23 protein-coding genes are annotated in these 21,843 nt (G+C 72.6%); 14 read left to right on the top strand and 9 right to left on the bottom strand.

Annotated elements, in window-relative coordinates; genetic code table 11:
• Position 1: 1 nt before the first annotated feature.
• Positions 2-502: a GNAT family N-acetyltransferase gene (locus CP975_RS14580; RefSeq protein ID WP_055527917.1), complete on the bottom strand. Its 501-nt coding sequence runs from the start codon at positions 500-502 to the stop codon at positions 2-4.
• A gap of 157 nt (positions 503-659) precedes the next feature.
• On the opposite strand from CP975_RS14580, the gene CP975_RS35040 reads away from it, so the two are divergent.
• From CP975_RS35040 to CP975_RS14570, 3 genes are all read left to right on the top strand, one after another.
• Entirely contained in the window at positions 660-812 is a 153-nt protein-coding gene (locus CP975_RS35040; protein WP_167532633.1) for a hypothetical protein, read from the top strand.
• Positions 813-955: 143 nt separating this feature from the next.
• Entirely contained in the window at positions 956-1,747 is a 792-nt protein-coding gene (locus CP975_RS14575) for an exodeoxyribonuclease III (protein WP_055527916.1), read from the top strand.
• 170 nt (positions 1,748-1,917) lie between these two features.
• Positions 1,918-2,934, top strand: a complete 1,017-nt coding sequence (locus CP975_RS14570; RefSeq protein WP_246201510.1) for a DUF6528 family protein — start codon at positions 1,918-1,920, stop codon at positions 2,932-2,934.
• 12 nt (positions 2,935-2,946) lie between these two features.
• Here CP975_RS14570 and CP975_RS14565 read toward each other — a convergent pair whose 3' ends face one another.
• Positions 2,947-3,573, bottom strand: coding sequence for a MerR family transcriptional regulator (locus tag CP975_RS14565; protein WP_055527915.1), 627 nt, complete (start codon positions 3,571-3,573; stop codon positions 2,947-2,949).
• Positions 3,574-3,796: 223 nt separating this feature from the next.
• Between CP975_RS14565 and CP975_RS14560 the strand changes: the two genes are divergently transcribed.
• The 3 genes from CP975_RS14560 to CP975_RS14550 are packed head-to-tail and all read left to right on the top strand — an operon-like array spanning position 3,797 to position 7,187.
• Positions 3,797-5,374 carry a flavin-containing monooxygenase gene (locus CP975_RS14560; protein ID WP_055527913.1) on the top strand — a complete coding sequence of 526 codons (1,578 nt, stop codon included), beginning with the start codon at positions 3,797-3,799 and terminating at the stop codon, positions 5,372-5,374.
• Entirely contained in the window at positions 5,371-6,297 is a 927-nt protein-coding gene (locus CP975_RS14555; protein WP_055527912.1) for an alpha/beta fold hydrolase, read from the top strand. Before CP975_RS14560 ends, CP975_RS14555 begins: the two co-directional genes overlap by 4 nt.
• Positions 6,294-7,187, top strand: a complete 894-nt coding sequence (locus CP975_RS14550; RefSeq protein ID WP_055527911.1) for an SDR family oxidoreductase — start codon at positions 6,294-6,296, stop codon at positions 7,185-7,187. The genes CP975_RS14555 and CP975_RS14550 overlap by 4 nt, the downstream gene beginning before the upstream one ends.
• Positions 7,188-7,338: 151 nt before the next feature.
• On the opposite strand, the gene CP975_RS35035 is transcribed toward CP975_RS14550, so the two are convergent.
• Both CP975_RS35035 and CP975_RS14545 read right to left on the bottom strand, forming a co-directional pair.
• Entirely contained in the window at positions 7,339-7,512 is a 174-nt protein-coding gene (locus CP975_RS35035) for a hypothetical protein (RefSeq protein WP_167532696.1), read from the bottom strand.
• Between the two features lie 106 nt (positions 7,513-7,618).
• Complete coding sequence (locus CP975_RS14545; protein ID WP_055527910.1) at positions 7,619-10,996, bottom strand: S41 family peptidase; 3,378 nt, start codon at positions 10,994-10,996, stop codon at positions 7,619-7,621.
• 221 nt (positions 10,997-11,217) lie between these two features.
• Between CP975_RS14545 and CP975_RS14540 the strand changes: the two genes are divergently transcribed.
• Together CP975_RS14540 and CP975_RS14535 are read left to right on the top strand one after the other, a co-directional pair.
• Entirely contained in the window at positions 11,218-11,808 is a 591-nt protein-coding gene (locus CP975_RS14540; protein WP_055527968.1) for a TetR/AcrR family transcriptional regulator, read from the top strand.
• A 111-nt stretch (positions 11,809-11,919) separates the two neighbouring features.
• Entirely contained in the window at positions 11,920-14,145 is a 2,226-nt protein-coding gene (locus CP975_RS14535) for an MMPL family transporter (RefSeq protein WP_055527909.1), read from the top strand.
• A 45-nt stretch (positions 14,146-14,190) separates the two neighbouring features.
• Here the strand turns inward: CP975_RS14535 and CP975_RS14530 are convergent, their stop codons facing one another.
• On the bottom strand, positions 14,191-14,535 hold the full coding sequence (locus CP975_RS14530; protein WP_055527907.1) for an SsgA family sporulation/cell division regulator: 345 nt from the start codon (positions 14,533-14,535) through the stop codon (positions 14,191-14,193).
• Positions 14,536-14,741: 206 nt separating this feature from the next.
• Between CP975_RS14530 and CP975_RS14525 the strand changes: the two genes are divergently transcribed.
• The 4 genes from CP975_RS14525 to CP975_RS14510 are packed head-to-tail and all read left to right on the top strand — an operon-like array spanning position 14,742 to position 18,586.
• The gene (locus CP975_RS14525; protein ID WP_150476960.1) at positions 14,742-15,851 is read left to right on the top strand and encodes an energy-coupling factor ABC transporter permease; all 1,110 of its coding nucleotides are present in this window, start codon (positions 14,742-14,744) and stop codon (positions 15,849-15,851) included.
• Between the two features lies 1 nt (position 15,852).
• A complete protein-coding gene (gene cbiQ, locus CP975_RS14520; RefSeq protein WP_150476959.1) occupies positions 15,853-16,614 on the top strand; it encodes a cobalt ECF transporter T component CbiQ in 762 nt (253 codons plus the stop codon).
• A complete protein-coding gene (locus CP975_RS14515; RefSeq protein WP_150476958.1) occupies positions 16,602-17,381 on the top strand; it encodes an energy-coupling factor ABC transporter ATP-binding protein in 780 nt (259 codons plus the stop codon). Before cbiQ ends, CP975_RS14515 begins: the two co-directional genes overlap by 13 nt.
• A 32-nt stretch (positions 17,382-17,413) precedes the next feature.
• The gene (locus CP975_RS14510) at positions 17,414-18,586 is read left to right on the top strand and encodes a serine hydrolase domain-containing protein (protein ID WP_150476957.1); all 1,173 of its coding nucleotides are present in this window, start codon (positions 17,414-17,416) and stop codon (positions 18,584-18,586) included.
• A gap of 1 nt (position 18,587) precedes the next feature.
• Here the strand turns inward: CP975_RS14510 and CP975_RS14505 are convergent, their stop codons facing one another.
• Together CP975_RS14505 and CP975_RS14500 are read right to left on the bottom strand one after the other, a co-directional pair.
• Positions 18,588-18,857: a hypothetical protein gene (locus CP975_RS14505; protein ID WP_055533922.1), complete on the bottom strand. Its 270-nt coding sequence runs from the start codon at positions 18,855-18,857 to the stop codon at positions 18,588-18,590.
• A 5-nt stretch (positions 18,858-18,862) separates the two neighbouring features.
• Entirely contained in the window at positions 18,863-19,336 is a 474-nt protein-coding gene (locus tag CP975_RS14500; RefSeq protein WP_055533924.1) for a hypothetical protein, read from the bottom strand.
• A 78-nt stretch (positions 19,337-19,414) separates the two neighbouring features.
• Here CP975_RS14500 and CP975_RS14495 point away from each other — a divergent pair, with 78 nt between their 5' ends.
• Both CP975_RS14495 and CP975_RS14490 read left to right on the top strand, forming a co-directional pair.
• The gene (locus CP975_RS14495; RefSeq protein WP_055533926.1) at positions 19,415-19,756 is read left to right on the top strand and encodes a PadR family transcriptional regulator; all 342 of its coding nucleotides are present in this window, start codon (positions 19,415-19,417) and stop codon (positions 19,754-19,756) included.
• Positions 19,753-20,427 (top strand): permease prefix domain 1-containing protein, encoded by a 675-nt coding sequence (locus CP975_RS14490; RefSeq protein ID WP_055533928.1) that lies wholly within the window; start codon positions 19,753-19,755, stop codon positions 20,425-20,427. Before CP975_RS14495 ends, CP975_RS14490 begins: the two co-directional genes overlap by 4 nt.
• Before the next feature lie 13 nt (positions 20,428-20,440).
• On the opposite strand, the gene CP975_RS14485 is transcribed toward CP975_RS14490, so the two are convergent.
• A complete protein-coding gene (locus CP975_RS14485) occupies positions 20,441-21,292 on the bottom strand; it encodes a DMT family transporter (RefSeq protein WP_150476956.1) in 852 nt (283 codons plus the stop codon).
• Positions 21,289-21,822 (bottom strand): YbaK/EbsC family protein, encoded by a 534-nt coding sequence (locus CP975_RS14480; protein WP_150476955.1) that lies wholly within the window; start codon positions 21,820-21,822, stop codon positions 21,289-21,291. Before CP975_RS14480 ends, CP975_RS14485 begins: the two co-directional genes overlap by 4 nt.
• Positions 21,823-21,843: the final 21 nt, after the last annotated feature.

Raw genomic sequence — 21,843 nt, 5'->3', positions numbered from 1 at the left:
CTTAGAGCGCCTTCACGTAGCAGCGGCTCAGGTTCTCGAAGCGGTAGTGGCCGAACTTCACGGGGGCCAGGGTGTAGCCGCTGGAGGTGTAGAGCGCTATCGCCTCCGGTTGCTTCGTGCCCGTCTCCAGGACCATGCGGGCGCGGCCTGCCGCCTTCGCGTCGTCCTCCAGGGCCGCCAGGATGCGGCGGGCGAGGCCGAGGCCGCGTGCCTGGGGTGTGACGTACATCCGCTTCAGCTCGGCGTCGCCGTCGGCGTACCCCATGTCGTTCTCGTCCATCGCGCGCCAGCCGCCGGTGGCCAGCGGGGTGCCGCTCCCGTCGTACGCGATGAGGTAGCGGCCCCGGGGTGGTTCGAACATGGACGGGTCGAGGAAGGTGACGTCGCCCTCGTCGCCGTAGCGCTCCGCGTATTCGAGCTGGACGCGGTCGTTCAGCTCGATCGCGTGCGGGTGCGCGAACGTGACCGTGCGCAGGTGGACAGAGGTGGCTATGGGAAACATGCGTTCTAGTGTGCAGGGTCCGTTGGTGGCACCGGAGACCGGCCGTACGGGCGAAGATGCCGTGCGTTCGGGTTGATCAGGGGTGTCCGAGCCGGGGACGGCGCGCGTGCCGGAGGATCCTTCTGAGCGTCGGACAAACCTCATGAAGGAGAGTTCCATGCGCATTCGTACGGTGTTCGCCGCCCTCGCCCTGGCCGCCGCGGCCACCCTGGCCGGAGCCACCGCGGCGTCCGCGAACAACGGCTGGGAGCAGGAGGTCGAGGTGGAGGAGACCACCATCACCGCCTTCGGCGACCTGGTCATGGACTAAGACCGGCACCACGCGGTGACGTCGGCGCTCCGAGGGTGGCGGCTCCTGGCCCCCGCCCTCGGGCGCCGGCCGCGCCACCGTCGTATGGGAGCCTGATCCCTGGCCCGAGGTGGAAGTGGCCAAGGACGAGTTAGGCGAGTGTTGTGCTGACAGTGACCTCTGTGAATGTGAACGGGCTGCGTGCCGCCGCCAAGAAGGGCTTCGTGGAGTGGCTCGGCGGGACCACGGCCGATGTGCTGTGCCTCCAGGAGGTGCGCGCCGAGCCGCAGCAGCTGCCGGACGAGGTCCGCGGGCCCGAGGGCTGGCATGTCGTGCACGCGCCCGCCGCGGCCAAGGGGCGCGCCGGTGTCTCCCTCTATACGCGCCGCGAGCCGGACCGGGTGCGGGTCGGCTTCGGGTCGACGGAGTTCGACGGCAGCGGGCGGTATGTGGAGGCCGATCTGCCGGGCGTCACCGTCGCCAGCCTGTATCTGCCCTCCGGGGAGGTCGGCACCGAGCGGCAGGACGAGAAGCTGCGGTTCATGGGGGAGTTCCTCCCGTACTTGAAGGAGCTGAAGGAGCGGGCCGCCGCCGAGGGGCGGCATGTCGTCGTCTGCGGCGACTGGAACATCGCCCACCAGGAGGCCGACCTCAAGAACTGGAAGGGCAACAAGAAGAACTCCGGCTTCCTGCCGGAGGAGCGCGCCTGGCTGAGCGAGGTCTTCGAGGAGTACGAGGACGTCGTGCGGGCGCAGCACCCGGGCGTGGAGGGCCCGTACTCGTGGTGGTCCTACCGCGGGCGCGCCTTCGACAACGACACGGGCTGGCGCATCGACTACCACGTCGCGACGCCGGGCCTCGCCGGGCGCGCGGTCAAGGCGTATGTGGAGCGGGCCGCGAGCCACGCCGAGCGGTGGAGCGACCACGCTCCCGTCACGGTGGTCTACGACCTGTAGGGCCCGCGCCGGATCCGCCAGGGGAGTGGTCGTCGGAGGGACACGGCCACAAAGTCCGGCGGAGGGCTGTCCCGGGCCCGCCGGGCATGGCAGATTGCGGTCGCGTACATGACCAATGCGGTCGCGTGTGTGACCAACTGCTGTGGACCGGGGGGTACTTCGTGTCGGCCATGCCTTCCAGACGTGCCGTGGTGCTGGGCGCCGCGGGTGCCGGGATCTCGGCGGCACTGCCCGCCCCGGCGGCGCACGGGGCGAGCGGGGGCGGCCGGCCCGCCCGGACGCCGCCCGTCCTGCTGACCGAGCAGGCGAGCAGGCGCATCCTCGTCCTCGACCCCCGGCGGCGCGTCTGGGACCCGGATGCCGACCCGTCGGTGGTGCGGTGGCAGTTCTCGCCGCTCGGCGACCGCCGCTACGAGGATCTGCGTCCGGACGGGAGCTGGGTGTACCCGTGCGAGGCGAAGGTGCGGGTGCACCGGAAGCGCACGTACGTCCTGACGACGGCGTCGTTCGGGTTCGTGGCCGTCGTCGAGCATCCGACGGGCAGGCGGTACTGGGGCGCGGCGCTCGGGGGCGGGGACGATCTGTTCAATCCGCACAGCGCGGAGATCCTGCCCGACGGCAACGTGGCCGTCGCGTGCAGCACCGGCGCGCTCGTGCGGCTGTACGCGGCGTCGCAGGGCCCCCGTGCCACGCGGTACGCGGAGGCGACGCTCAAGGGCGCGCACGGGCTGCACTGGGACGGCGTGCGCCGGGTGCTGTGGGCGATCGGCGACGACGAGCTGGTGACGTACGCGGTGGGCGGCACGGCCGCGCGGCCCACGCTGACGCGGACGTCCGCGGTCGGACTGCCGGTGGGGACGCCGGGCCGGACGCCGGGCGGGCACGACCTCTTTCCCGTGGCGGGGCGCCCGGGGCGGTTGTGGGTGACGACGAACGCGGCCGTCTTCCAGTACGAGATGCGTGGCGGGGTCTTCGTGCGGGACTTCGCCGGGGCCGAGGCGATCTCCCGGAAGTCCGTGAAGGCCGTCGGCGACGACCCGCGTACCGGGCAGGTCGTGACCACCGCGCCGGAGAAGGGCCTTGAGGAGACGTGGTGGACGACGACGGTGAGCGTCCACCGGCCCGAGAGTGGCTACAAGCTCGTCAACGGCGGTATCTACAAGGCACGTTGGTGGCTCCCGCGCTGACGCGGCGCGTTGTCAGGACTGGTTGAGGCGGCGGTCCAGGGCCATCGACAGTTCCGCCTCCACCACGCTCTTGGCCACCGGGCGGAGCTGTTCGATGTCCACCTCGGCCGTGTCGGGGGTGTGGGTGCGCATGACCGTGATGAACAACTCCGCGAGCGCGTCCGCGTGTTCGCGTACGAGTTGACCCGCCTCAAGGACCGCGGCGAGCGGAACTCCCTTGCGTACGAGGGTAGATGACGCGTCGAGCAGGCGTCGGCTGATGTGGACCAGCTCGTCGCCGTCGGTGCCGAGATAGCCGAGGTCCAGGGCGGCGGCGAGGTTCTCCGGGGTGACCTCGCCCGCGAAGTGGTCGGCCAGTTCCTCGGGGGTGAGGCGGACCGGCTGCTCCTCGGTGGGCTCGCCGAGGCCGAGGAGTTCGCCGACGTCGCGGCCCTTCTCGAAGGCGTCGGCCAGCTCGGCGATGCCGTTCAGGGTGTGGCCGCGCTCCAGGAGGGCGGCGATCGTGCGCAGGCGCGCCAGGTGGTGGTCGTCGTACCAGGCGATGCGGCCCTCGCGGCGGGGCGGCGGGATCAGTCCGCGCTCGCGGTAGAAGCGCACGGTGCGCACGGTGATGCCGGCCGCCGCGGCCAGCTCCGTCATGCGGTACTCGCGGACGCCGCCTTCGCCTTGGGGTCGGTCTGCTCGGTCTGCCACGCCGGAAGCCTATGCCGTAGCGGCGAAGCCTGGGCCGTACCGGCGCGGGCCCATGTCGTACCGTCGGTAACTTTCCCCGGCCACCCCCTACCCATGAGTACGTACGTGTTCTACTCTCCCCATTGCGCCAGTAGTTACTGGCAGAGTCGTGACTTCGGGAGGCGGCGGCATGGCCGAGCGCGAGCGTGGCCCTGAGCAGGGGCGCGAGCACGAGCACGTACGGGTGGCGGTGATCGGGTCCGGGTTCGGTGGCCTCGGGGCGGCCGTGCGGCTGCGCCGGGAGGGCATCACCGACTTCGTCGTCCTGGAGCGGGCGGCCGCGGTGGGCGGCACCTGGCGGGACAACAGCTATCCGGGCTGCGCCTGCGACGTGCCCTCGCACCTGTACTCGTTCTCCTTCGCGCCCAACCCCGACTGGCCGCGCACCTTCTCGGGGCAGGAGCACATCCAGGAGTACCTGGAGCGGATCGCCGACACCTTCCGGCTGCGCTCGCACATCCGCCTCGACACCGAGGTGAAGCTGATGCGGTGGGACGCCGAGCGGCTGCGCTGGGAGATAGAGACCAGCACGGGCACCCTCACCGCCGATGTCGTCGTCTCGGCCACCGGGCCGCTCTCCGACCCCAAGACCCCGGACGTCCCCGGCATCGACACCTTCCCGGGCAAGATCTTCCACTCCGCCCGCTGGGACCACGACTACGACCTGCGCGGCAAGCGCGTCGCGATGATCGGCACCGGCGCCTCCGCCATACAGATCGTGCCCGAGATCCAGAAGAGGGTCGGCCGGCTCACCCTGTTCCAGCGCACACCCCCGTGGGTGATGCCGCGCGCCGACCGTGCCATCAGCGGCGCCGAGCGCTGGCTGCACAGGCAGCTGCCGTTCACCACGCAGGCCCGGCGCGGAATCCTCTGGGGGATCCGGGAGTTGCAGGTCCAGGCGTTCACCAAGCGGCCGAACGAACTCGGCCTGGTCGAGCGGATCGCCAAGCGGAACATGTACCGGGCCATCAAGGACCCGGCGCTGCGGGCCAAGCTGACACCCACGTACCGCATCGGCTGCAAGCGCATCCTGCTGTCCAACACGTACTATCCGGCGCTCGCCCGGCCCAACGTCGACGTCGTCGCGAGCGGCCTCGCCGAGGTGCGGGGCGGCACCGTGGTCGCCGCGGACGGTACGGAGACCGAGGTCGACGCGATCATCTTCGGCACCGGGTTCCACGTCACGGACATGCCGATCGCCGAGCGTGTCATCGGGGACGGGGGACACACCCTCATGGAGAGCTGGAAGGACGGCATGAACGCGCTGCGGGGCGCGACCGCCGCCGGCTTCCCCAACTGGATGACGATCATCGGCCCGAACACCGGCCTCGGGAACTCCTCCATGATCCTGATGATCGAGTCCCAGCTGAACTACATGGCCGACTACCTGCGGCAGCTGGATGTCCTCGGAGGCCGCGTCGCGCTCGCCGCGCGCGAGAGCGCGGTGAGCGCCTGGAACACCCGGGTGCAGGAGCGGATGAAACGCACCGTGTGGAACACCGGCGGCTGCACCAGCTGGTACCTCGACGCGAACGGCGTCAACACCACGGTCTGGCCGGGTACGACCACCGAGTTCAGGGCGGCGACACGGCGGGTCGACCTCTCCGAGTACGAGGTGCTGCGCCCGCCGGGGCCGTCGGAGGCGGCGACGCCGGTGTCGCGTACGGAGAAGGAGTCCGGCGGCGCGAAGGTGGAGGCCGGGGCATGAGCCGGCCGACCCACGCCCTGAGCGGGCCCTACGCGCCGCCCGCCGCCGCGCGCCGACTGACCGCCGTCTCCGCCGACGGGGCCCGCATCCACGTCGAGATACACGGGTCGGAGGGAGCGCCCGCCGTGGTGCTCGTGCACGGGTGGACGTGCTCGACGGCCTTCTGGGCCGCACAGTTGCGAGCCCTCGGCGCCGACCACCGGGTGATCGCGTACGACCAGCGCGGCCACGGGCGCAGTGCCGCTCCCGCGGACACCGACGGGTACAGCACGCGGGCGCTCGCCGACGACCTCGAAGCGGTCCTCGCGGCGACGCTCGCGCCGGGCGAGAAGGCCCTGCTCGTCGGGCACTCCATGGGCGGCATGACGATCATGGCGGCGGGCGGGCGCGAGGCGGTGCGGGAGCACGCGGCCGCCGTACTGCTGTGCAGCACGGGCAGTTCGAGTCTGGTCGCCGAGTCGCTGGTCGTGCCGTTGCGGGCCGGGCGGGTGCGGACGCGGATCACGCGGTCGGTGCTCGGTGCGCGGGCGCCGCTCGGGCCGGTGACAGCACTGACCAGGCGCGTCCTCAAGTACGGGACCATGGCGCCCGGCGCGGCGCCGGACAAGGTCGACGCGTGCGCCCGGATCGTGCACGCCTGTCCGACGATCGTGCGCCACGGGTGGTCCCAGGTGCTCGGCACGCTCGAACTGGACGTCGAAGTGGGCGCGTTGCGGGTGCCCACCGCCGTCCTCGTCGGCCTGGTCGACCGGCTCACGCCCGTCGTGCACGCGCGGCGGATCGCGGCCGCGCTGCCCGAGTGCGTGGGGCTCACCGAGCTGGCCGGGGTCGGTCATATGACGCCCATCGAGGCGCCCGAGGCCGTCACCGCGCGCATCAGGGAACTCGTCGGAACGTACGTACAGGTGAAGGAGGGCGCATGAGCAGGGTCAGCCTGGAGGGTCAGGTCGCGGTCGTCACGGGTGCGGCGCGCGGAGTCGGCGAGCTGCTCGCGCGCAAGCTGTCGGCGCGGGGCGCCCGGGTGGCGCTCGTCGGTCTGGAGCCGGACGAGCTGAAGCGGGTCTCGGAGCGGCTGCACACCGAGTCCGGGCACTGGTACGCGGACGTCACCGACCATGAGGCGATGGCTCAGGTCGCGCAGGAGGTCAAGGAGCGCTTCGGGAAGGTCGACGTCGTCGTCGCGAACGCGGGGGTGGCCGGGGGCGGGCCCTTCGTGGAGTCCGACCCCGAGGCGTGGCGCCGCGTCATCGAGGTGAACCTCATCGGCAGCGCGGTGACCGGCCGCGCCTTCCTTCCCGTCCTCATGGAGAGCCGGGGCTACCTGCTCCAGATCGCCTCGTTCGCCGCGATCGCGCCCGCGCCGATGATGACGGCGTACTGCGCGTCGAAGTCGGGCGTGGAGGCGTACGCGCACGCGCTGCGGGCCGAGGTCGGCTACAAGGGGGTGAAGGTCGGCGTCGGCTATCTGTCCTGGACGGACACGGACATGGTGCGGGGCGCGGACCAGGACGACGTGATGCGGGAGTTGCGGCAGCGGCTGCCGTGGCCGTCCAACAAGACGTATCCGCTGGGCCCGGCGGTGGACCGCCTCGTGGCCGGCATCGAGCGGCGCTCCAGCCATGTGTACGCGCAGTGGTGGCTGCGGGGCATGCAGGGCGTACGGGGCTATCTGCCGGGCCTCATCGGCGCGGCCGGACGGCGCGAGATGCGGCGCTTCGAGCCGAGGCTGGGCGCGGTGCACACCGGGCTGGTGGGGGCGGGGGGCTCCGCCGACGAGCGATCGTGGCGCGGCGCGGGCTCGGGCGGCTCCTGACGGTGCCCGGGGTCTTCCCTGTGCCACCGCTCCGCGGCGGATGTTTCCCACTCACCCACCCGTGACCCCGCGTCGAGCCGTGCCCGTCCCGGCACGCCGAAGAGGCCCCCGGAATACCGGGGGCCTCTTCCCGTTCAAGTACAGCGCAGCGTTACGCGTCGTAGTCCCGGTCGAACTTGTCCCGCTGCTCCTGCGCCGCCCGCTGGGCCTCGTCCGGGTCCTGCGAGGCGCGGTCGCTCGCCTCGTCCTGCCGGTCGCCCACGGCGCCCTTGGCCTTCTCGGCGAGCTCCTGCGCCTTGTCCTGGAACTGGTCCTTGATGCCCATGCGTTTCACTCCCGTTGTGGGTGAGGGGGGATGGGGCCTCGACCAGATTTGCATGGGCGGACATTCCGCGCATTTCGATCAATCGCGCAGAGTTACCGGCCCAGGGTCAGGAGCGCGGCGGCAGCGGCGGGCGGCGGCGGTCCGGGACGTCCGAGTAGCCCGGCGGGTCCGCCGCCGGATTCTTCTCCAGGAGGTCCAGCGCCACCCGTACCGCGTCGTCGAGTTGGGCGTGCCGTCCCTCCGCCCAGTCCAGCGGCGTCCGCAGGACCTCCAGGTCCGGGGGCACGCCGTGGTTCTCCACGGACCAGCCGTACTCGTCGAACCAGCCCGCGTTCATCGGCACCGTGATCACCGTCCCGTCGCCGAGCCGGTGCCGCCCGGTCATGCCGACCACGCCGCCCCAGGTGCGCTGTCCGACGACCGGGCCGAGCCCGAGCAGCTTGAACGCCGCCGTGATCATGTCGCCGTCCGAGGAGGTCGCCTCGTCCGCGAGGGCCACCACGGGCCCCCGGGGCGCGTTCGAGGCGTACGACACCGGCTGGGCGTTGCGCGTGAGGTCCCAGCCGAGGATCTTGCGGGTGAGCTTCTCCACGACCAGCTCGCTGATGTGACCGCCCGCGTTGCCGCGTACGTCCACGATCAGGGCGGGCCGCGACACTTCGAGACGCAGGTCCCTGTTGAACTGCGCCCAGCCCGAGCCGCCCATGTCGGGGATGTGGAGGTAGCCGCACTTGCCGCCGCTCAACTCCCTGACGACCTCGCGGCGTTTGGCCACCCAGTCCTGGTAGCGCAGCGGGCGTTCGTTGACGAGGGGGACGATCGCGACCCGCCGCGCGCGGCCCTCGCCCTCCGCCGGGCGGAACGTCAGCTCGACCGTCGTGCCGCCCGCCGCCGCGAGGAGCGGGTAGGGCCCGGTCACCGGGTCGACCGGGCGGCCGTCGACGTGGGTGAGGACCGCGCCCTCGCGGATGCCCGCGCCGGCCAGCGGGGAGCGCGCCTTGGAGTCGGAGGAGTCGCCGGGCAGGATCCGCTTGACCGTCCAGCCGTCGTCCCTGCGGACGAGGTTCGCGCCGAGCAGGCCCATCGCGCGCTGGTAGTGGGGCGGGCCCTCGTTGCGGCGGGCCGGGGAGACGTACGCGTGGGAGGTGCCCAGTTCGCCGAGGACCTCCCGCAGCAGGTCCGCGAACTCGTCGGGGGAGGCGACGCGTTCGACCAGCGGGCGGTACTGGGCGAGCACGCCGTCCCAGTCGATGCCGCACATCTCGGGGTCCCAGAAGTAGGCGCGGATGATGCGGCCGGCCTCCTCGTACGCCTGGCGCCACTCGGCGGCCGGGTCGGCCTCGTGCAGGATGCGGCGCAGGTCGATCCAGACCGTCGTATCGCCGTCGCCCTGCTCGGTGGCGGGTACGGCGCTCAGCTCGCCCTCGTCGACGACCACGAGGCGCGAGCCGTCGCCGCTGAGCGCGAACCAGTCGAGGTGCTCCACGAGTTGGGACTTCTTCGCCTTGGCGATGTTGAAGTGCTCCAGGGTGGGGCGGCCCGTGGTGTCGGCCGGGTTGGCGAAGGTCTCGCCGAGCGCGCCCGAGATCGGCCAGCGCAGCCAGACCAGGCCGCCGCCGCTGACGGGTTGCAGGGCCGAGTACTTCGAGGCGGCGACGGGGAACGGCGTCACCCGCGCCTCCAGGCCCTCGGTCTCGACCGTCGTGGTGCCGTCGCCCCCGCTGTTGTCGGCCGGGTCCAGGCCCCCCGCCGCCGGGCGCCCGTCGGGCAGCAGCGCGAAGGGCGACGGGGTCGCCGAGGAGAGCGGTACGAGATAGGGGCGGCAACCCAGGGGGAAGGAGAGATCGCCGGTGTGCACGTCGTAGACGGGGTCGAAGCCGCGCCAGGAGAGGAAGGCGAGGTAGCGGCCGTCGCGGGTGAAGACGGGGTTCTCGTCCTCGAAGCGGCCGTTGGTGACGTCGACGACCGTATGGGGTCCAGGACCGGAGATGCGGGCCAGTTTGATCTGCCGCAGGGAGCGGCCGATGCCGGGATGCGACCAGGTCAGCCAGGCCCCGTCGGGAGAGAAGGCCAGGTCGCGGACGGGCCCGTTGAGGGAACGGATCAGCTCGGTGACCTCGCCGCCCCCGTCGGCCTCCCCGTCCTCGGCGGCCTCGGCGGCCTCGCGGATCTCACCGACCTCGTGGAGGCGACGGGACGGCTCCGTGGCGCCCGCCTCGTCGGTCACCGTGAGCAGCAGCAGGCGGCCGTCGTTCGAGGCGATGGCGAGCCGGTCGCCGTCGGGGTCGGAGACCATTTCCTGGACGCGGCCGAGGCCGCCGCTCGCCAGCCTGCGCGGCGGGCGGTCGCCGCTGGCGCGCGGCAGATAGGCGATCTCCACGGCGTCCTCGCCGGCGGCGTCGGTGATGTACGCGACCTGCCCGCCGGTGCCGAGCATCTCGGGCAGACGCACCCGGACGCCCGGGGTGTCGGTGATGGTGCGGGCCGGGCCGTCCCGGTGCGTGAGCCAGTACAGGCTGCCGCGTACGACGACCGCGCTGGCCCGCCCGGTCGGGTCCACGGAGAGCGCGTCGAGGTGCTGCGCGGCCGGCACCTGGTAGACCCGCCGCCCCGTGCGCGGACCGCCGAGCCGCACGTCGAGCCGGCGCGGCACCGAGTCGGCGTCCAGCCCGTCCACCAGCCAGATGTCGCCCGCGCACTGGTAGACCACGCGCGTGCCGTCGCTGGCGGCGTGTCGGGCGTAGAAGGCGTCGTGGTCGGTGTGGCGCCGCAGGTCGGAGCCGTCCGGCAGACAGGAGTACAGATTGCCGACGCCTTCGTGGTCGGAGAGGAAGGCGATGCGCCCGGACACGAACATGGGCGAGTCGAGATGCCCGTCGAGGTGGCCGAGGATCTGCTCGCCGTGCATCCACAGGCGGCCCGTCGCCCCGCCCCGGTACCGCTTCCAGGCGGCCGGTTCGTGGGGCGGCTTGCCCGTCAGGAGCAGCGTCTTGCGGTCGCAGTCGCCGTCGGCGAGCGTGTCGGTGATCGCGATGTCGGCGACCGGGCCCCAGGGCAGCTGGCCGCCGGGGGAGCCGTCGACGGGCACGCTGTAGGCCCAGCAGAAGTGCGAGAAGGGCTGGCCGTGCGAGGAGACGGCGAGGACGCCGCCGTCGGGGGACCAGCCGCAGACCCGGGTGTCGGTGCTGCCCCAGTAGGTGAGGCGGCGCGAGGGGCCGCCGTCCACGGGCGCCAGATGGATCTCCGGGTCCAGGCTGCGCCAGGTCGTGTACGCGATGTGGCGGCCGTCGGGCGAGAAGCGGGGATGGCCCACCTTGGTGCGGTCGACGGTGAGCCGCCAGGCCCGGTCGGCCGGGACGCCCTCGGGGGTGAGGGGGGCCACCCAGAGGTCGTCCTCGGCGGCGAAGCAGAGGCGGTCGCCGCTGAGGTGGGGAAATCGCAGGTAGGCGTGGTCTGCCTGGGCGTTCTCGCGCTCGTCGGTCACCTCACCATGCTTTTCCGCTCCGGGGGCCCCGGCAACTCGTACGCATGGCGTGACGCAGCGCACACGGGAGTGCGTACGAAACCGTTTCGTTTCGATAGGTGCTCGCGGTACGCTCCCCGGTGTACGAAACCGTTTCGTTCGGAATGGTCCGAATGCGGTCGGAACGAGATGTGTCCGGAAACAGGATGCGGCCGGAACAACCGGAACAGGAGGCGGCGATCATGACTGACACGGCGGCGACGCGGCGCAGCAGGATCACCCCCGAGCGCGAGGCCGAGCTGTACGAGGCCGTGCTCGACCTGCTCCGCGACGTCGGCTACGACGCCCTCACCATGGACGCCGTGGCCGCTCGCACCCGCTGCAGCAAGGCCACCCTCTACCGCCAGTGGGGGAGCAAGCCGGAGCTGATCGCCAAGGCGCTGCGGCACGACAAGCCGGTGTCCCTCGCGGACATCGACACCGGCTCGCTGCGCGGCGACCTGAACGAGATGGTGGCCCGCTCGGACGACTGCCAGATGGAGAAGGACGCCGCGCTGATGCGGGGCCTCTTCCACGCCGTCCACGACAACCCCGAACTCCGCCAGGCGCTGCGGAACCTGCTCATCGAGCCGGAGCTGACGGGCCTGAACGACCTGCTGCGCAGAGCGGTGGAGCGCGGCGAGGTCGCCGCGGACAATCCGGCGTTGGAGTACGTCGTCCACATGATGACCGGCGCTTTCGTCGCCCGGGACCTCATCGAGGACCGCCCGGTCGACCGCGCCTTCCTCGCCTCGTACGTCGACGCCGTGGTCCTCCCCGTGCTCGGCGTCTGACCCACCCCGACCCACCTGCCCCGTACCTGACGCGAACCGCTCACGTCGTCGGGCTGAACCCCCCTGCCCGCAGTCACCTCTGCACCACGACCTGACCGGGAGTACGCCCCCGTGGCCACATTCCTTTACAAACTCGGCAAACTCGCCTTCCGGCGGCGGCACTTCGTCGCCCTCATCTGGGTGGCGCTCCTCACCCTCGCCGGGGTCGGCGCGGCGTCGGCGCCCACCGCCGCCTCCAGCTCCTTCTCCATACCCGGCACGGAGGCCCAGAAGGCCTTCGACCTGCTGGAGAAGCGCGCCCCCGAGGCCAGCGCCGACGGCGCGAGCGCCCGTGTCGTCTTCAAGGCGCCCGACGGCGAGAAGGTGACGGACCCGGCCAACAAGGCCGAGATCCTCAAGGTCGTCGACGCCCTGAGGTCCGGCTCGGACCAAGTCGCCCGCGCCGACGACCCGTTCCGCGCCAAGACCGTCAGCAAGGACGGCTCCACGGCGTACGCCTCGGTCTCGTACAAGGTCACCTCCATGGAGCTGGCCGACGAGGACCGGGACGCGCTGGAGAGGACCACCGACGACGCCCGCGCGTCCGGACTCACCGTCGAGGTCGGCGGCGACGCGCTCCAGGCCGTACCCGAGACCGGCTCCAGCGAGGTCATCGGCATCGCCGTCGCCGCGGTCGTCCTGGTCATCACCTTCGGCTCGCTGATCGCCGCCGGACTTCCGCTGCTCACCGCGCTGATCGGCGTGGGCATCGGCGTCTCGTCCATCACCGCGCTCGCCGACGCCCTGGACCTCGGCACCACCACCTCGACGCTCGCCATGATGATCGGCCTCGCGGTCGGCATCGACTACGCCCTCTTCATCGTCTCGCGCTACCGCGGCGAACTCGCCGAGGGCCGCGACCGCGAGGAGGCGGCCGGGCGCGCCGTCGGCACGGCGGGCTCCGCGGTCGTCTTCGCCGGGCTCACCGTGGTCATCGCGCTGGTCGGCCTCGCCGTGGTCAACATCCCGATGCTCACCAAGATGGGCTTCGCCGCGGCCGGCACGGTCGTCATCGCCGTCCTCATCGCGCTGACCCTCATCCCGGCGCTGCTCGGGTACGCGGGCAGGCGGGTCATGCCCATGGGCGAGAAGAGCAGGCTGTTCGGCGGCGGGAGGAAGGCGACCGCCGACCAGGACGGGAAGCCGAACATGGGCACCCGCTGGGCCCGCTTCGTCGTGCGCCGCCCGATCGCGGTGCTGCTCGTCGGCATCGTGGGGCTCGGCGCCGCCGCCCTCCCGGTCTCGCAGCTGGAGCTGGGCCTGCCCGACGACGGCGCGCAGCCGACGTCCACGACCCAGCGCAAGGCGTACGACCTGGTGTCCGACGGATTCGGGCCCGGCTTCAACGGCCCGCTGATGGTCGTCGGCGACCTCAAGGGCGCCGACGACCCGAAGGCGGCGGCCGACGGGATCGCCAAGACGGTCTCGAAGCTCGACGACGTCCTGGTCGTCGCCCCGCCCGTGCTCAACAAGGCGGGCGACACCGCCATCATCAGCGTCGTGCCGTCCTCCAAGCCCAGCGGCGTCGAGACCGAGGACCTGGTCCACTCGATCCGCGACACCGGAGCGAGGATCACCGACGACACCGGCGCCGAGATCATGGTCACCGGCACGACGGCCATGAACATCGACGTCTCGCAGAAGCTCAACGACGCCCTGCTGCCCTATCTGGCCCTGGTCGTCGGCCTCGCCTTCCTGCTGCTGATCGTCGTCTTCCGCTCGATCCTGGTCCCGCTCAAGGCGGCCCTCGGCTTCCTGCTCTCGGTCCTCGCGGCCCTCGGCGCGGTCGTCGCGGTCTTCCAGTGGGGCTGGCTCGGCTCGCTCCTCGGCGTGGAGCAGACCGGCCCGATCATGTCCATGATGCCGATCTTCATGGTGGGTGTGGTCTTCGGCCTCGCGATGGACTACGAGGTCTTCCTGGTGACGCGCATGCGGGAGGCGTACGTCCATGGGGAGCGGCCGGGGCAGGCGATCGTGACCGGCTTCCGGCACGGGGCGCGGGTGGTCTCGGCGGCGGCCGTCATCATGATCGCGGTGTTCGCGGGCTTCATCGGCTCCAGCGAGCAGATGGTCAAGATGATCGGCTTCGGCCTCGCGATCGCGGTCTTCTTCGACGCGTTCGTGGTCCGCATGGCGCTGGTGCCCGCGGTCCTCGCGCTGCTCGGCGACAAGGCGTGGTGGCTGCCCAAGTGGCTGGACCGCGCGCTGCCCGACGTCGACGTCGAGGGTGAGGGGCTGCGCACGGCCGCGGACCGGGGCGCCGACCCGGACGGGGACAGGGAGTTGGCGCGCGTCTGACCTCGCGCCGGGACCGGCCGGGTCCGGTCGGGCCCCGCCGGGGTCTCAGCGGGAGACGGGAGTGGCGGCCGCGTACGTACGACGCAGGAAGCGGATCAGCGCCGATGCGTCGAACTGGACGACCGTCACCCCGTCCCGCGTATGGAACTCCACGATCGTCTGGACCCGGCCGCACGGCCAGATGTGCACGTCACCGGCGGTGACGGGGGCGCGCAGGCCCTGTTCGAGCAGCTGGCGGCCGAAGCCCCATTCGCGGCGGCCGGGGAGGCCGATCCGCACCGTGTGCGGGTCGGCCTCCGCGTCGTAGTGCAGGACGACGGGGACGGCGTGGTGGCCCTCGGAGGAGTCCGTGACGAGGTGGGCGCGTGCGTACTGCTCGACTGCGGACATCGCTGAACTCCTCATCAGTACGGGCGCTTCCTCACTAATGTCCCACATGTCCGGCTACTCGCCCCGAGGTGGCGGTGGGGGATCCACCAAGCGGGCGTAGCCGTATCGGGACCGCGGTGCTCTTGCAAACCGTTCGCAACAAGCCCGATCATTGAACGGTCCACGAGCGGTCTGCCCTCTTAGAGCCCCTGCCCAGGAGCGCGCCCATGCATGTCCCCGACGGATTCATCAATGCCCCCGTGTCCGCCGCGGCCGGGGTCCTTGCCGCGGGCGCGGTGGCGGTCTGCCTCAGAGGCGCCCGGCGTGAGCTGGACGAACGGACGGCTCCGCTCGGCGGTCTTGTCGCCGCCTTCATATTTGCGGTGCAAATGCTGAACTTCCCCGTCGCGGCCGGGACGAGCGGGCATCTCCTCGGCGGGGCCCTCGCCGCGATACTCGTCGGCCCCTTCACCGGGGTCCTGTGCGTCTCTGTCGTCCTGCTCATGCAGGGCGTCCTCTTCGCGGACGGCGGGCTGACCGCGCTCGGCGTCAACATCCTCGACATGGCGGTCGTCACCACCGTCGTCGGCTGCCTGTCCTTCCGCGGCCTGGTGAAGGTGCTGCCGCGCGGGCGCCGCACGGTCACCGTCGCCTCCTTCGTGGCGGCGCTGCTGTCCGTGCCCGCCGCCGCGGTCGCCTTCACCTTCCTCTACGCCGTGGGCGGCACGACCGACGTCTCCCTCGACAAGGTCGCCACCGCCATGGTCGGCGTCCACCTCCTCATCGGCGTCGGCGAGGCCGCGATCACCGCGCTCACCGTGGGCGCGGTCATCGCGGTGCGGCCGGACCTCGTCCACGGGGCCCGGGGGCTGACGCGGCCGCTGAAGCTGCGGATCGGCGGGGATTTGGTGGACGCCCCGGCCGCCGCCGACCCGACCGCTCCGGCCCGCCGCTCCCACCGGAAGGTGTGGCTGGCGGGCCTCGCCACCTCCCTCGTCCTCGCGGGCGTCGTCAGCTTCTACGCCTCGTCGAACCCCGACGGCCTGGAGAAGGTCGCCCAGGACAAGGGCATCGACAAGGAGGCCAGGGACCACGCCACGGAGGACTCGCCGCTGGCGGACTACGGAGTCAGGAACATCACCGACACCCGCGTCTCGGGAGGCCTGGCGGGCGCGATCGGCGTGGGCGTGACGGTCGTCGCCGGTTCGGCGGTGTTCTGGGCGGTGCGGAGGCGTCGTACGGGGGAGGCGGGGCCTGCGTCTACAGGGGTGGACGGGGCGGCTGAGGCGTCCGGGGCAGGCGACGCCCCCAGGGCGTCCGCGCCCGAGAAGGCCTGACATGGGCGCAGGACACGCCCACCGCCTCTACCGGCACGGGCATTCGCCGGTGCACGCTCTGCCCGCGCACACCAAACTCGTCGCCGTCCTCTGCTTCGTGGTCCTCGTCGTCTCCACGCCCCGGGAGGCGATGTGGGCCTTCGGCGGGTACGCCGTGCTGCTCGCGGCGGTTGCCCGTGCCGCCCGGGTTCCCACCGGGTTTCTCCTCAAGCGGCTGCTGATCGAGGTGCCGTTCGTCGCCTTCGCCGTGCTGATGCCGTTCGTGGCGCAGGGCGAGCGCGTCGACGTACTCGGTGTGTCCCTGAGCGTCAACGGCCTCTGGGGTGCCTGGAACGTCCTGGCCAAGGGCACGCTCGGCGTCGCCGCCTCCGTGCTGCTCGCCTCCACGACCGAGCTGCGCGAACTGCTCCTCGGCCTCCAGCGCCTCAAGCTGCCCCCGCTGCTCGTCCAGATCGCCTCCTTCATGATCCGGTACGGCGACGTCATCACGGACGAGATGCGCCGCATGAAGATCGCCCGGGAGTCCCGCGGCTTCGAGGCGCGGGGCGTACGGCAGTGGGGCGTCCTCGCCAAGTCCGCGGGCGCCCTCTTCATCCGCTCGTACGAGAGGGGCGAGCGGGTGCACCTCGCGATGGTCAGTCGGGGGTACGCCGGTTCGATGCCGGTCATCGACGAGGTGACCGCCTCGCGCGCGCAGTGGACGTACGCGCTGGCCCTCCCGTCCGCCGCCCTCGTCGTCTGCCTGTTGGGATGGACCCTGTGACCGCGACACCCTCGCTGGACGTGGCCGGACTGGCCTTCGCCTATCCCGACGGGCACCAGGCCCTCTTCGGCGTGGACTTCCGCGTCGGCCGCGGCGAGCGCGTCGCGCTGCTCGGGCCGAACGGCGCGGGCAAGACGACCCTCGTCCTGCATCTGAACGGCATCCTGACCGCCGGCGCGGGCACGGTGACGGTCGCCGGGCTGCCCGTGGGCAGGAAGCACATGGCCGAGATCAGGCGCAGGGTCGGCATCGTCTTCCAGGACCCCGACGACCAGCTGTTCATGCCGACGGTCCGCGAGGACGTGGCGTTCGGGCCCGCGGCCTCGGGGGTGCGGGGCCCGGAGCTGGAGGCCCGTGTGCTGAAGGCCCTCTCCCAGGTCGGCATGGCGGAGTTCGCCGACCGCCCGCCGCACCACCTCTCCTTCGGGCAGCGCCGCCGGGTCGCGGTCGCCACGGTCCTCGCCATGGAGCCGGAGATCCTCGTCCTCGACGAGCCCTCCTCCAATCTCGACCCGGCCTCGCGCCGCGAACTCGCCGACATCCTGCGGTCGTTGGACGTCACCGTCCTGATGGTCACGCACGACCTGCCGTACGCCATGGAGCTGTGCCCCCGCGCCCTGATCCTCAGCAGCGGGACGATCGTGGCGGACGGCCCGACGGGCGAACTCCTCGGCGACGAGGAGCTGATGAGCGAGCACCGCCTGGAACTGCCCTTCGGCTTCGATCCGAAGGCGGCGGAGGCGAGAAGTCGGGGAATCAGCGGCTGATGGCGGCTGTTGGTCTTGGCATGGACGACTTCATGGGTGGGGTACAGGGCACGGTCGCCGACGGGTTCGAGGCGGTGCGCGAGGCCTTCGTACGCAACTTCGACGAGCGCGGGGAGCGCGGGGCCGCCGTCACGGCCTACCGGCACGGGCGCAAGGTCGTGGACCTGTGGGGCGGCACGAAGGACGTCGACGGGGACCTCGCGGCCGGCGACGCCCCGTGGGGGCCCGGCACCGCGCAGGTCGTCCGCTCGGCGACCAAGGGCGTGGCCGCCGCCGCCCTGCTCCTGCTCCATCAGCGCGGCGAGCTGGACCTGGACGCGCCGGTCGGCGCCTACTGGCCGGAGTTCAAGGCGCGTGGCAAGGACGGCGTCCTGGTGCGGCACGTCCTCGCCCACCGCGCGGGCGTCCCCGCCCTGGACCGCCCGCTGACGCCCGCCGAGGCGCTCGACCCCGACCTCGCGGCGGCGGTGGTCGCGGCGCAGGCCCCGTTCTGGGAGCCGGGCGCCGACCACGGCTACCACGCGCAGACCTACAGCTGGCTCACCGGCGAGCTGGTGCGGCGCGTGACGGGCAAGGCCGTCGGGGAGTGGATCGACACCGAGATCGCCCGGCCGCTCGGCCTCGGACTGTGGGTGGGGCTGCCGGAAGCGGAGGCGGCGCGAGTCGGCCGGATGGGCCGTATCGAAGCGCCGGCCGGGCCGGGCGGCCTGCGCGTACGGCCCAAGCGGAACGTCGCCGAGGCCTACGCGGACCCGGCCTCGCTGACCAGCCGCGCCTTCGGGGCGATCGATCCCCTGCCGGACGAGAACGACCCGGCGTACCGGGCGGCGGCCCTGCCCGCCTCCAACGGCGTCGCCACGGCCGACGGCCTGGCCCGCTTCTACGCCGCGCTGATCGGCGAAGTGGACGGCAGGGAGCGGCTGTTCACTCCGGAGACGGTGGAGGCGGCCCGGGCGGAGGCGTCCGCGGGACCCGACCGCGTCCTGGTCGTGCCCACCCGCTTCGGCCTCGGCTACATGCTGCACGGCGGCGCGTCCCCGCTCCTCGCCCCCGGCTCCTTCGGCCACCCCGGCCGGGGTGGCGCGCTCGGCTTCGCCGACCCGGAGTCGGGGACCGCCTTCGGATACGTGACCAACGGAATGAACAAGGGCGTCACGGCGGACCCGCGCGCACAGGCGCTGGTGCGGGCGCTGCGGGAGGCGTAGGTCAGGGCGCGGAGTGGCCCGCGGGGGCGCGGGCCTCGATCCGCCGCAGGGCCAGCAGGCCCCCGGCGCCCGGGACCAGCGCACGCCACCGGGCACCCGGCGCCCCGGCCGACGGGACCGTCCATGTGGCCGCGATGACGACGAGATACGCCGTGCCGTGCAGTGGGCCGAGCAGTGCGGAGAGCGCTGGCGCGTGGACGGTGAGGAGGTTGCCCAGCAGGAGGGCGAGCGAGAGGGCTTCGGCGGTGGCCGCGAGGCGCAGGGCGCGCATGGGGTTCACGCTCCCGTGGTGGAGCCGGGGCGGACGATCATCAGGACGACGACGACCGCCCAGAGCAGGTTGAAGATCCCGGTGAGCATCGTCAGCCGGGCGGCGGCGGGCCGCGCCGCCACCTCGGCGCCCTCGGGCTGCGCGCCCCCGCCCTGCGCCAGCGCGAGCAGACTCCGCTGCCCGGGCAGGATGGCCAGTCCCAGCAGGGCCGCCGCGGCAGCCGTCAGGGCGAGCGAGGCGATCAGCCACGCGTCGCCGAGGACGCCGAGCTGGGCCCCGGTGGCGATCCCGAACACCGGTACGGCGATCCCCGCGACCGCGTAACCGCGGCAGACCCGGTGCAGCAGCGCGGCGACCGACGCCTGTGCGCCGCCGATGGCCCGCAGCGCCTGGCGGGGGAACATCGAGGCGGCCACGGTGATCGACCCGACGGCGAGGATCGCCACGAGGACGTGCACGGACAACAGCAGCTTGGTCACGGGTTCCTCCAGGGCGCGGAATATATTGCCTGCCAATACATACACTGCCTACGCCTCTCTTGTGTAGGCTGCCTACTCATGAAGGTGGATGCGGTGCGAGGGCACCTCGACGGACTGCTGCTGGCCGTGCTGGAACAGGGCCCGCTGCACGGTTACGCGATCATCGCCGCGGTGCAGCGCCGCAGCGGCGGCGTACTGGAACTGCGTACGGGCACGATCTACCCCGCGCTGAACCGCCTGGAGCGGCTCGGCCTGCTGAGCAGCAGCTGGCAGTCGGAGGGCGAAAGGCGGCGCAGGTGTTACGAGTTGACGGACGCGGGCCGGGCGACGCTGGCCGGGGAGCGGGCGGCGTGGAGCGAGTTCACCGCGGCGATCGGCTCGGTCCTGAACCCCGGCACGCGGCCCGGGCTCGCCACGTGAACGCCACAGGACGCCTCGTCGAGGAGTACGCGGCCGACCTGTCCGCCGCTCTGCACGGCCCCGCCAAGGCCAAGGCCCGGCTGGTCGACGAGATACGCGACGGACTTGTCGACACGGCCGCGGCGCATGCCGAGGGGGGTCTTCCCGAGGAGGAGGCGGCCCGGCAGGCGGTGCGGGAGTTCGGGTCCGTCGGCGAACTCGCCCCCAGCTGCCAGCGGGAGCTGACCGTCGCCCAGGCCCGGCACACCGCGCGGGCGGTGACGCTCACCGCCCCGTTCCTGATCGGCTGCTGGTACCTGGCGAGGACCGCGGGCCACGACCTGACCGCGTACCTGCCCCGCACGGCCCAACTGCTCGCCGTCCACCTGGCGTCCGTCGCGACCGGCGCCGCGCTGCTGGCCGCGGCGACCCTGGCCGCCACCGGCAGCCTCGCCCGCCGCCTGCCCACGCCACGCCGGCTCCCGCTCGTGGTCGCCTGGGCCGGCACCACGGCGAGCGGTTCCATGGCGGCCGCGACCCTGGCGCTCGCCCTGGCGGCGGCCCTGGCCGCCGACTGGCCCCTGCTCGCCTTCGCCGGCGCCCTCGCGGCAGCCGCCCACGCGACAGTCGCCACCTCGGCCCGAGCCTGCCGCCGGTGCGCCCGGCTGCCCGTCGCACGCGTACCGGAGTGAGGGCCGCGGGCGCCTACCCCGCGTGCAGCATCAACCCGATCCCCACCACCATCAGCCCCGCCGCCACCAGCCTCGGTGCGCCGAACCGTTCCTTGAAGAAGAGCGCGCCGATCGCCGCGCCGACGATGATCGAGGACTCCCGGAGCGCGGAGATCGGGGCCAGGTGCGCCCGCGTCTGGGCCCACAGGACCAGGCCGTACGCCGCGACCGACAAGGCCGCTCCCAGCAGGCCCACCGCCGCGAACGGGCGGAGTTTCGAGGGAAGTTCGCCGCGCCAGCGGTACGCCGCGTAGAGCGGGACCGCGACGCCCTCCAGGACCATCAGCCACGCGGTGTAGCCCAGGGAGGAACCGGCGGCGCGTACGCCCAGGCCGTCCACCACCGTGTACGCCGCGATGGAGACGCCCGTCGCCAGAGCCGCGCCGATCGCCGGCCAGTCCGGGCGGCGCCCCGAGCCCCGTATGCCCCACAGGGCGAGGCCCGTCAGACCCGCGCAGGACACCGCGATGCCCGCCGCCTGCCAGGCGTCCGGGACCTCGCCCGCGAAGAGCGCCGCGAGCACGGTGACCACCAGCGGGGCCGTGCCGCGCGCGATCGGGTAGGCCTGGCCGAAGTCGCCGAGCCTGAACGACCGCATCAGCAGGGCGTAGTAGCCGACGTGGATGAGCGCGGAGACGATCAGATACGGCCAGGCCCCCGCCGCCGGGACCGCGGCGAAGGGGGCCAGGAGCAGGCCGATCAGCGTGCCGCCGCCGGATATCAGCGTGAAGCCGACCAGCTTGTCGGTGATGTGGTGGGCGATCGCGTTCCAGCTGGCGTGCGTGACGGCGGCGAGCAGCACCGCCGCCGCGACCAGCGGAGTCACTTCGCGGTCTCGCGCACGTCCACCAGAGCGGCGCCCGCGTGGGCGATCAGCGCCTTCGGGGCCATCGGGAAGACGGCGTAGGGGGTGCCCGCCGCCGCCCACACCACGTCGTGGCCGAGGAGCGAGCGGTCGGCGAGGACCCGGGTCCTGGTGGCGTGCCCGAAGGGCGGCACGCCGCCGATCGCGAAACCGGTGGTCTCCCGGACGACGTCCGCCTTGGCGCGGGTGACCTTCTCCGCGCCCAACTCCCGGCGTACGAGGTCGACGTCGACCCGCGACGCGCCGTCCATCAGGACCAGGACCGGCACACCGTCCGCCGCGAAGATCAGGGACTTGCAGATCTGGCTCAGCTCGCAGCCGATCGCGGCCGCCGCCTCCTGCGCGGTCCGCGTCTGCTCCGGGAAGCGGCGGGCCCGGCCGATCACCTCGGCCAGGCCCAACTCGCGCAGGGCGGCGGCGAAACGGGGGTGGGCCGCGGGCTCGGTGGGGGCGGCGGATTCGGTCGGCTCGGCGGGTTCTGTGGCGCTCATGCCCGGCACGCTAGCGGTCCG

The sequence above is a fragment of the Streptomyces alboniger genome (assembly GCF_008704395.1).
Taxonomy (GTDB): domain Bacteria; phylum Actinomycetota; class Actinomycetes; order Streptomycetales; family Streptomycetaceae; genus Streptomyces; species Streptomyces alboniger.
The sequence above is the reverse complement of the archived record's forward strand: the minus strand, read 5'-3'. Positions and strand labels throughout refer to the sequence as shown.

What these genes read in the sequence shown, in the direction of transcription:
- CP975_RS14580 (WP_055527917.1), bottom strand. Translation starts at nt 502, where the DNA reads ATGTTTCCCATAGCCACCTCTGTCCACCTGCGCACGGTCACGTTCGCG.
- CP975_RS35040 (WP_167532633.1), top strand. Translation starts at nt 660, where the DNA reads ATGCGCATTCGTACGGTGTTCGCCGCCCTCGCCCTGGCCGCCGCGGCC.
- CP975_RS14570 (WP_246201510.1), top strand. Translation starts at nt 1,918, where the DNA reads ATGCCTTCCAGACGTGCCGTGGTGCTGGGCGCCGCGGGTGCCGGGATC.
- CP975_RS14565 (WP_055527915.1), bottom strand. Translation starts at nt 3,573, where the DNA reads ATGACGGAGCTGGCCGCGGCGGCCGGCATCACCGTGCGCACCGTGCGC.
- CP975_RS14560 (WP_055527913.1), top strand. Translation starts at nt 3,797, where the DNA reads ATGGCCGAGCGCGAGCGTGGCCCTGAGCAGGGGCGCGAGCACGAGCAC.
- CP975_RS14555 (WP_055527912.1), top strand. Translation starts at nt 5,371, where the DNA reads ATGAGCCGGCCGACCCACGCCCTGAGCGGGCCCTACGCGCCGCCCGCC.
- CP975_RS14550 (WP_055527911.1), top strand. Translation starts at nt 6,294, where the DNA reads ATGAGCAGGGTCAGCCTGGAGGGTCAGGTCGCGGTCGTCACGGGTGCG.
- CP975_RS35035 (WP_167532696.1), bottom strand. Translation starts at nt 7,512, where the DNA reads ATGGGCATCAAGGACCAGTTCCAGGACAAGGCGCAGGAGCTCGCCGAG.
- CP975_RS14540 (WP_055527968.1), top strand. Translation starts at nt 11,218, where the DNA reads ATGACTGACACGGCGGCGACGCGGCGCAGCAGGATCACCCCCGAGCGC.
- CP975_RS14530 (WP_055527907.1), bottom strand. Translation starts at nt 14,535, where the DNA reads ATGTCCGCAGTCGAGCAGTACGCACGCGCCCACCTCGTCACGGACTCC.
- CP975_RS14525 (WP_150476960.1), top strand. Translation starts at nt 14,742, where the DNA reads ATGCATGTCCCCGACGGATTCATCAATGCCCCCGTGTCCGCCGCGGCC.
- cbiQ (WP_150476959.1), top strand. Translation starts at nt 15,853, where the DNA reads ATGGGCGCAGGACACGCCCACCGCCTCTACCGGCACGGGCATTCGCCG.
- CP975_RS14515 (WP_150476958.1), top strand. Translation starts at nt 16,602, where the DNA reads ATGGACCCTGTGACCGCGACACCCTCGCTGGACGTGGCCGGACTGGCC.
- CP975_RS14510 (WP_150476957.1), top strand. Translation starts at nt 17,414, where the DNA reads ATGGGTGGGGTACAGGGCACGGTCGCCGACGGGTTCGAGGCGGTGCGC.
- CP975_RS14505 (WP_055533922.1), bottom strand. Translation starts at nt 18,857, where the DNA reads ATGCGCGCCCTGCGCCTCGCGGCCACCGCCGAAGCCCTCTCGCTCGCC.
- CP975_RS14495 (WP_055533926.1), top strand. Translation starts at nt 19,415, where the DNA reads ATGAAGGTGGATGCGGTGCGAGGGCACCTCGACGGACTGCTGCTGGCC.
- CP975_RS14480 (WP_150476955.1), bottom strand. Translation starts at nt 21,822, where the DNA reads ATGAGCGCCACAGAACCCGCCGAGCCGACCGAATCCGCCGCCCCCACC.